1 protein-coding gene is annotated in these 9,622 nt (G+C 74.4%); it reads right to left on the bottom strand.

Translation table 11 applies throughout. The features are described from left to right. On the bottom strand, positions 1-9,480 hold a 9,480-nt coding region (locus ABZ281_RS23015; RefSeq protein WP_356658205.1), incomplete at its 3' end, for a type I polyketide synthase. Positions 9,481-9,622 lie beyond the last annotated feature (142 nt).

The raw sequence follows: 9,622 nt of genomic DNA, 5'->3' as shown, positions 1-9,622 counted from the left end.
GTTGGTCCCGCTGATCCCGAACGACGAGACACCCGCGCGACGCGGCTCACCGTCACGAGCGGTCCACTCACGCTCCTCGGTCAGCAACTCGACCGCACCCGCGTCCCACTCCACGAACGGCGACGGCTCGTCCACGTGCAACGTCCGCGGCAGCACACCGTGCCGCATCGCCTGCACCATCTTGATCACACCACCGACACCCGCGGCAGCCTGCGCATGCCCGATGTTCGACTTCAACGACCCCAGCAGCAGCGGCTGTTCACGCTCCTGTCCGTACGTCGCCAGCAACGCCTGCGCCTCGATCGGATCGCCCAGCCGCGTGCCCGTGCCGTGCGCCTCCACCGCGTCCACCTCGGAAGCGGACAGACCGGCCGAGGCCAGTGCCTGGCGGATGACGCGCTCCTGCGACGGACCGTTCGGCGCCGTCAGGCCGTTCGAGGCGCCGTCCTGGTTCACCGCGCTGCCCCGGACGACCGCCAGCACCTGGTGCCCGTTGCGCACCGCGTCCGACAGGCGCTCCACCACCAGCAGGCCCACGCCCTCCGACCAGGCCACACCGTCTGCCGCCGCAGCGAACGACTTGCACCGGCCGTCGGGCGACAGACCGCGCTGGCGGGAGAACTCCACGAAGACGTGCGGTCCGGCCATGACGGTCACCCCGCCCGCGAGGGCGAGCGAGCACTCGCCGTTGCGCAGCGCGTTCGCCGCGAGGTGCAGTGCTACCAGCGAGGACGAGCAGGCCGTGTCGACGGTGACCGCCGGGCCCTCGAAGCCGTAGGTGTAGGAGAGCCGGCCGGACACGACGCTGGAGAGGTTGCCGGCGAGCAGGAAGCCCTCGTACTCCTCGGGGCTCGCCGCGAGACGGGACGCGTAGTCGTCGTACATGGCGCCGGTGAACACGCCGGTGTCCGAGCCGTGCAGGCCGGCCGGGTCGATGCCGGCGTGCTCGAACGCCTCCCAGGCCGTCTCCAGCAGCAGCCGGTGCTGCGGGTCCATGGCGGTCGCCTCACGCGGCGGGATGCCGAAGAAGGCGGGGTCGAACCGGTCGGCCTCGTGCAGGAATCCGCCGTGCCGGACGTAGGAGGTGCCGGTGTGGGCGGGGTCCGGATCGTAGAGGCCGTCCAGGTCCCAGCCCCGGTTGCCGGGGAACTCACTGATCGCGTCCCCGCCATCGGAGACCAGCCGCCAGAGGTCGTCCGGTGACGCGACGCCGCCCGGGTAGCGGCAGGCCATGCCCACGATCGCGATGGGTTCGTCCTGGGCGGCGGCGGGCCGTGCGGTACGGGCCGGTGCCGGGGCGGCGGTGTCCGCGATCCGGGTGAGCAGGTGATCGGCGACCGCGTCGGGCGTGGGGTGGTCGAAGACGACGGTGGCGGACAGCCGCAGTCCGGTGGCGGTGTTCAGGCGGTTGCGCAGTTCGACACCGGCGAGGGAGTCGAAGCCGCTCTCCTTGAAGGCGCGCTTGGGATCGAGGCGCCGCGGGTCGGTGTGGCCGAGGACACCGGCCACGATGCCGCGGACGAGGTCGAGTACGGTCTCGCGGCGCCGGTCCTGCGGCAGGGCGGCGATCCGCTGCGCCCAGGTGGTGCCCTCGGTGCCGGCGTCGGCGGCCCGGGCGGCAGTGCGCCGGGAGCGGGGGGCCGGGGCCAGGCCGCGCAGCAGGGGCGAGGACTCGGCGCGCAGGGCCCGCTGTTCGAACACCGCGGGCACACGCAGCGCGTCGTCGCCGGCCAGGGCCGCGTCGAAGAGGGCCAGGGCGTGCTCGGGGGTGAGGGTCCTGATGCCCTGGCGCGTCCAGCGGGCCAGGTCGGCGTCGCCGAGGGTGCCGCCCATGCCGTGGGTGCCGTCCCAGAGGCCCCAGGCGAGGGAGGTGGCGGGGAGCCCGGCAGCCCGGCGGTGCGCCGCCAGCGCGTCCAGGAACGCGTTCCCGGCCGCATAGTTCGCCTGCCCCGCCGTACCCAGCAGACCCGACACCGACGAATACAGAACGAACGCCCGCAGATCCATGCCCCGGGTCAACTCGTGCAGATGCCACGCCGCATCCACCTTCGGACGCAACACCGAATGCAACCGCTCAGGCGTCAAACCCTCCACCGTCACGTCATCCAGCACACCCGCCGTATGCACCACACCCGACAACTCACCCACACCGGCCAGCAGTTCACCCAACGACGCTCGGTCACTCACATCACACGCGGCCACGTTCACCCAAGCGCCCAGAGCCTCCAGCTCCGCCCGCAACTCCCCCGCACCAGGAGCCGCCTCACCGCGCCGGCTCACCAGCACCAGCGAACGCACCCCGTGAACCGTCACCAGATGCCGGGCCACCACAGCACCCAGACCACCCGTACCACCCGTCACCAACACCGGCCCCTCACCCCAGGCCACCGCACCACCCTCACCCGGCACCGCCCGCCGCAACCTCGGCACCACCAACCCACCCGACCGCACCGCCACCTGCGCCTCACCCGAAGCGAGGGCGGCAGCCAGGATCCGCTCGTCGGTGGAGGTGTCGGCGTCGATCAGGACCACCCGGTCCGGATGCTCGGACTGCACGCTGCGCAGCAGGCCCCACAGCGGTGCCTGGGCCGGTTCGGGGACCGGGTCGCCGGGTGCGGCGGCCACCGCGCCCGGAGTGAGTACCGCGAGGCGCGCGTCGGCCAGGCGCTCGTCGGCGAGGAAGTCCTGCACGAGGCGCAGGAACGCCTCCGCCGTGTGGTGGGCACGAGCCGCCACATCCCCGTGTCCGTCACCGGCGGGGGCGCGTACGAGCACCACGTCCGCCGTGCCGTCCACCTGTGTGAGGTCGCTCGCCTCCACGACGCGCGGGGCATCGCCCTCGGGCGTCGCGACCGGCGTCCATTCCACGGCGTACAGGGCGTCGTCGAGCCGTGGTTCGGAGCGGAGGCGGTCCTTGGCGACCGGGCGCAGGGCGAGGGACTCCACGCTGATGACGGGAGCACCGACGGCGTCCGCGGCGTGCAGCGCGTAGGTGCCGGGCCCGCCGGGCTCGATCCGCACCCGCAGGGTGTCGGCGCCGCCGGCGTGCAGGGACGCGCCGGACCAGGCGAACGGCAGCCGGATGGTGTCGGCGGCGGTGTCGTCGTCCCCGGCGGCGTGCAGCACGACCGGGTGCAGGAGCGCGTCGAAGAGGGCGGGGTGCAGTCCGAACCGGTCGGCGCCGTTCTTGTGCGCGTCGGGCAGGGCGACCTCGGCGTAGAGCGCGTCGGCCGTGCGCCACAGGCGTGTCAGGCCCTGGAAGGCCGGGCCGTAGGTGTAGCCCAGTCCGGCGAGGCGTTCGTAGGCGTCGTCCAGGGGCATCTCGTCGGCGTCGGCGGGCGGCCACTGGCTCAGGTCGGGGCCGGTGGGCGGGGTGCCGCCGAGGGTGCCGGAGGCGTGCCGTGTCCACAGCTGCTCGGCATCCGGGCCGCTGTCCTCGCAGGCGTGGATCTCCACGGGTCGGCTGCCAAAGGCGTCCGGTGCGCCGACGGCGACCTGGACGCGCACGGCGCCCTGCCGCGGCAGTTCCAGGGGTGCTTCCAGGGTCAGTTCGTCGATCTGGTCGATGCCCAGGCGGCCCGCCGCCGTGAGGGCCAGTTCCAGCAGCGCGGTGGCGGGCACGAGGACCGTGCCGGTGATGGCGTGGTCGGCGAGCCAGGGCTGGTCGGCGACGGCGAGGCGGCCGGTGAGCACCAGTCCGTCGCTGCCGGCCAGTTCCATCGAGGCGTGCAGGAGAGGGTGGCCGGCCGCGTCGAGACCCAGGCCCCGGGCGTCGAGCGGGCGTTCGGGCGTGAGCCAGTAGCGCTCGCGCTGGAAGGGGTATGTCGGCAGGTCGACGAGGCGGGCGCCGGGGTGGAAAGTCTCCGCGGCGAGGGGCGCGCCGCCCGTCCAGGCCGCGGCGATCCCGGCGAGGAAGGTCTCGTCCTCGGGGCGTGCGGACCGCAGCAAGGGGACGACGACGGCGGCGTCCGCGTCGGCCAGGGCGGCCCGGGTCAGCGGGGCGAGCACGGCGTCGGGACCGGTCTCGACGAACACCGTGGCGCCGTGCCGGTGCAGGGCCCGGGCGGCGTCGGCGAACCGTACGGGCCGGCGGATCTGCCGCGCCCAGTAGTCGGGCGAGGTCAGCTCGTCGGGGGTGGCGAGTTCGCCGGTGACCGTGGAGACGATCGGGATGCGCGGCGCGTGGAAGGTGAGGCCTTCGGCGATCGCGCGGAACTCGTCGAGGATCTCGTCCATGTGCGGCGAGTGGAAGGCGTGGCTGACCTGGAGCCGGCGGGTGCGGCGGCCCCGGGCGCGCCACTGTCCGGCCAGTTCCTCCACGGCGTCCTCGTCGCCCGAGATCACGAGGGAGTCGGGGGCGTTGACGGCGGCGAGGTCGAGCCGGCCTGCCGCCTTCCTGAGGTCGTCGGCGATCTCGGCTTCGGTGGCCTCCACGGCGATCATGGCGCCGCCCGCGCGTGCCGCCTCCATGAGCCTCCCCCGGGCCGCGACGAGCCGGGCCGCGTCGGCGAGGGACAGCACGCCCGCGACATGGGCCGCGGCGAGCTCGCCGATGGAGTGCCCGGTGAGCAGGTCCGGTGTGGTGCCGTGGTGGGAGAGGAGCCGGAACAGGGCGACCTCTACGGCGAACAGGGCGGGCTGGGTGTAGGCGGTGCGGTGCAGCAGCCGGGCGGGCTCGGTGTCCGCTTCGGCGAACATCACCGTACGGAGGGGCAGTTCGAGGTGCTCGTCGAGGGCCGCGCACGCCTCGTCCAGGGCCGCCGCGAACACCGGTGACGCGGCGTACAGTTCGCGGCCCATGCCGGCGCGCTGGGCGCCCTGCCCGGTGAACAGGAAGGCGGTGCGGCCCGCGCCCGCGGCGCTGCCGGTGACGACCTGCGCGGTCTCCTCGCCCCGGGTCAGGGCGGCGAGTCCGGCGAGGAGCGTGTCGGTGTCCGCGGCGGTGACCACGGCGCGGTGCGGCAGCGCGGCGCGGGTGACGGCGAGGGACGCGCCGAGGTCGACGAGGTGCGTGCCGCTCTCCGTGACGACGTCGTGCAGGCGCCGGGCCTGGGCGCGCAGCGCCGCATCGTCCCGGGCGGACAGCACGAACGGAACCGGCCCCGGCAGCTCCGGCCGCTCGGCGGCGACCTCCTCGGGTGTCACGAACTCCTCGACCACCACATGCGCGTTGGTCCCGCTGATCCCGAACGACGAGACACCCGCGCGACGCGGCTCACCGTCACGAGCGGTCCACTCACGCTCCTCGGTCAGCAACTCGACCGAGCCTGTGTCCCACTCCACGAACGGCGACGGCTCGTCCACGTGCAACGTCCGAGGCAGCACACCGTGCCGCATCGCCTGCACCATCTTGATCACGCCGCCCACGCCCGCGGCAGCCTGCGCATGCCCGATGTTCGACTTCAACGACCCCAGCAGCAGCGGCTGTTCGCGATCCTGGCCGTACGTCGCCAGCAACGCCTGCGCCTCGATCGGATCGCCCAGCCGCGTGCCCGTGCCGTGCGCCTCCACCGCGTCCACCTCGGCGGGGGCGAGGCGGGCGTCGTCGAGGGCGTCGCGGATGACGCGCTGCTGGGAGGGGCCGACCGGGGCGGTGAGGCCGTTGCCCGTGCCGTCCTGGTTGATCGCGCTGCCCCGCACCACCGCCAGCACCCGGTGTCCCTCGCGGAGGGCGTCCGACAGTCGCTCGACGACCAGGAGGCCGACGCCCTCGGCCCAGGATGTGCCGTCGGCGGACGCGGCGAAGGACTTGGAGCGACCGTCGGCGGCCAGGCCGCGTTGGCGGGAGAACTCCACGAACATGCCGGGCGACGACATGACGGTCGCGCCGCCCGCGAGGGCCAGGTTGGTCTCGCCCGTACGCAGGGAGCGCACCGCCATGTGCAGGGCGACCAGCGAGGACGAGCAGGCCGTGTCGACGGTGACGGCCGGGCCGAGCAGACCGAGCTGGTAGGCGATGCGGCCGGACATGACGCTCGGCGTGGTGCCGGTGAGGAGGTGTCCCTCGACGGTGTCGGGGGCCTCGTGCATCCGGGGCCCGTAGTCGAGGGTGGTGGCGCCCACGAACACGCCGGTCCGGCTGCCCTTGAGGGCGGTGGCGTCCAGGCCGGCCCGCTCGACGGCCTCCCAGGCGGTCTCCAGGAGGAGGCGCTGCTGCGGGTCCATGGCGAGGGCCTCGCGGGGCGAGATCCCGAAGAACTCGTTGTCGAACAGGGGGGCGTCGTGCAGGAAGCCGCCCTCGCGGACGGTGCTGTGACCGCCGTGCGTGGGGTCGGCGTCGTACAGGCCGGTGTCCCAGCCGCGGTCGCCGGGGAAGCCGGATATGGCGTCCCGGCCGTCGGCGACCAGGTTCCACAGTTCCTCGGGAGAGGTGACGCCTCCCGGGTAGCGGCAGGCCATGCCGACGATGGCGATGGGTTCGTGCGCCATGTCGGGTGTGCCGCCCGGGCGGTCCTCGGTGAGGGCGGCCGTGTCCGGGCCGGCGAGGAGGGTGGTGAGGTGGGCGATGAGGGCGGCCGGCGTGGGGTGGTCGAACAGCAGGCCGCTGGGCAGCTTCAGTCCGGTGGCGGTGGCGAGGGCGTCGCGCAGCTCGACCGTCATCAGGGAGTCGAAGCCGAGGTCCTTGAAGGCGGCTTGCGGGTCGACGCGCCGGACGTCGGTGTGCTCCAGCACGGCTGCGACCTGCTCCAGCACGAGGGCGGTGGCGTCGGGGGCGTGCGGGCCCGGGGCGGCCGGGGGTGTGGCGGTGGTCCCGGCTTCCGACAGGGCCGGCGCGGATGTCTGTGCGGCGGGGGCCACGGGGGCGGCCGGGCCGTCGATCCAGTGGCGCTCGCGCTGGAAGGCGTAGGTGGGCAGCGGGACGCGGCGGCCCGGGCCGTCGGCGTGCACGGCCGCCCAGTCGACGGGCGTGCCGCGGACGAACGCGGCGGCGACGCCGGTGAGCAGGGAACGGACCTCGGCGCGGCCGGCGCGGAGCGTGGCGACGGGAGCGGTGGCCCCTGTGTCGCGGGCGCTAGCGGCGGCCAGCGCGGTCAGGACGCCGTCGGGACCCAGTTCCAGCAGGGTGGCGGCGCCCAGGTCCTCCAGGGTGCGTACGGCGTCGAGGTAGCGGACCGGACGGCGCACCTGCTCGGCCCAGTAGGCGGGTGAGGTCCACTCGCCGGGTGCGACGGCGGCGCCGGTGACCGTGGACACGGCGGCGATCCGCGGCTCGTGGAAGGTCAGCTCCTCCAGGACCGCGCGGAAGGGCTCCAGCATCGGGTCCATCAGCGGCGAGTGGAAGGCGTGGCTGACCGTGAGACGGCGGGTCTTGCGGCCCTGCGCGGCGAGCTGCTCCGCGACGGCGGTGACGCTGTCCAGCGCGCCCGAGAGCACCGTCGCGCGCGGCCCGTTGACGGCGGCGACGGCCACCGGCCCGTCCTGCGCGGCGAGCAGGGGCAGCACCTCGTCCTCGGTGGCCTCGACGGCGATCATCGCGCCTCCGGCGGGCAGTTCCTGCATCAGGCGGCCCCGGGCGGCGACCAGCCGGGCGGCGTCGTCGAGGGACAGCACACCCGCGGCATGGGCGGCCGCGATCTCCCCGATGGAGTGCCCGGCCACATGGCCGGGGGCGACGCCCCAGGAGGTGACGAGGCGGTACAGGGCGACCTCGACGGCGAAGAGCGCGGGCTGGGTCCAGGCGGTGTCGTGCAGGCCGGCGCCGGAGTCGACCACCTCGGCGAGGGGCCGGTCGAGCAGCGGGGCGAAGGCCCGGCACACCTCGTCGAAGGCGGCGCGGAACGCCGGGAAGGCGTCGCGCAGTTCCCGTCCCATGGCGGCGCGCTGGGCGCCCTGTCCGGTGAAGAGGAAGGCCGTCGTGCCGGGGCGGACGGCTCCGGTGACGACCTGCGCGGCGGCGCGGCCCCCGGCCAGGGCGGTCAGGCCGGCGACCATGCCGGACCGGTCGTCGGCGAGGACGACGGCCCGGTGGTCGAAGACGGTGCGGGTGGTGGCCAGGGAATGGCCGATGTCCTCGGGGCGGGGCTCGGGCTCGGCGGTCACGGCGGCGCGCAGCCGGCCGGCCTGCGCCCCGCGGGCGGCGGCATCGCGGCCGGAGTCGACCCCGGCCAGCAGGGCACCCGCTGCGTCGCGTGCCTCGGCCGGTGCCGGTGTGGCCGGTCCCTCCCCGAGGACCACGTGTGCGTTGGTGCCGCCCATGCCGAACGAGGACACGCCGGCGATGAGCGCCCGGTCGGGGGCGGGCCAGTCACCGGTCTCGCGCTGCACCTCCAGGCCCAGTTCGGCCAGCGGGATCGCCGGGTTCGGGGTGTCGAAGTTGAGGCTGGCGGGCAGGCGGCGTTGGCGCAGGGCCAGCAGGGTCTTGATCAGGCCGACGATGCCCGCGGCGCCCTCCAGGTGCCCCACGTTGGTCTTCGCGGAGCCGACCCGCAGCGGACCGGCGTCGGAGCGGGCCGCTCCCAGCACCGCGCCCAGCGCGGCGGCCTCGACGGGATCGCCGACCGGCGTGCCGGTGCCGTGCAGTTCGACGTACTGGACGGCGTCGGGGGCGAGTCCGCCGCGTTCGTACGCCTCGCGCAGGACCCGCTCCTGGGTCTCCTGGCCGGGCACGGTCAGTCCGGGGGTGGATCCGTCGTTGTTGACGGCGCTGGCGTGGATCACGCCGAGGACGTCGTCGCCGTCCGCGAGGGCCCGGGACAGCGGCTTGAGGACGACGGCGCCGCCGCCCTCGCCGCGGACGAAGCCGTTGGCGCGGGCGTCGAAGGTGTAGGTGGTGCCGTCGGGAGAGAGACCGCCGAAGCGCTCCCCCGCGACCGCGGCCTCGGCGAGGATGTTGAGGTTGACCCCGGCGACGATGGCCGCGTCGGACTCGACGGCGCGCAACGACTCGCAGGCCAGGTGCACGGCGACCAGCGAGGAGGACTGGGCCGAGTCGACGGTGAGGCTGGGGCCGCGCAGGCCGAGGTGGTAGGAGACCCGGTTGGCGATCACGCCGCGGTTGACGCCGGTCATGGTGTGCTGGGTGACGGCACGGGCGCCGTGCTGGTAGAGCAGCGCCGCATAGTCGTCGCGCAGGGTGCCGACGAACACGGCCGTGCGGCTGCCGCGCAGGGCGGCCGGGACGATCCCGGCGTTCTCCAGTGCCTCCCAGGCCAGTTCCAGCACGAGGCGCTGCTGGGGATCCATGGTGCGCGCCTCGCGCGGGGCGATGCCGAAGAACCCGGCGTCGAAGGTGTCGACGCGTTCCAGGAAGCCCCCGTGGCGCAGGCCCGGTCCGGTGCTCTCGGACCCGGCCTCGCCGGTCGCGGGCCGCAGGCGGTCCGCCGGGACCGGGGTGATGGCGGAGGTGCCGGTGCTGAGCAGGTCCCAGAACGCCTCGGGATTGCCCGCTCCGGGCAGACGGCAGGAAAGGCCGACGACCGCGATGTCCTCGCTCCGTGCACGGCGCGTCCCGATCGATTCGGACTGGTGCTGATTCGTCATCGCGCTCGACTGCCCTTTCGGCCGAATTACCGCAAGACTGCTGAGTGGGGGAATGTTCGGCCCGATCGTAGGCAGGGGGTCTCTCCCCCCTCTCAGTGTCCGGCCTCACTTCGGTAATTCGGTGCGGACGAAAAGGAGGGGG

This window comes from Streptomyces sp. NPDC006265, from assembly GCF_040613555.1.
GTDB lineage: Bacteria > Actinomycetota > Actinomycetes > Streptomycetales > Streptomycetaceae > Streptomyces.
This window is presented reverse-complemented; position numbering and strand designations above follow the sequence as displayed.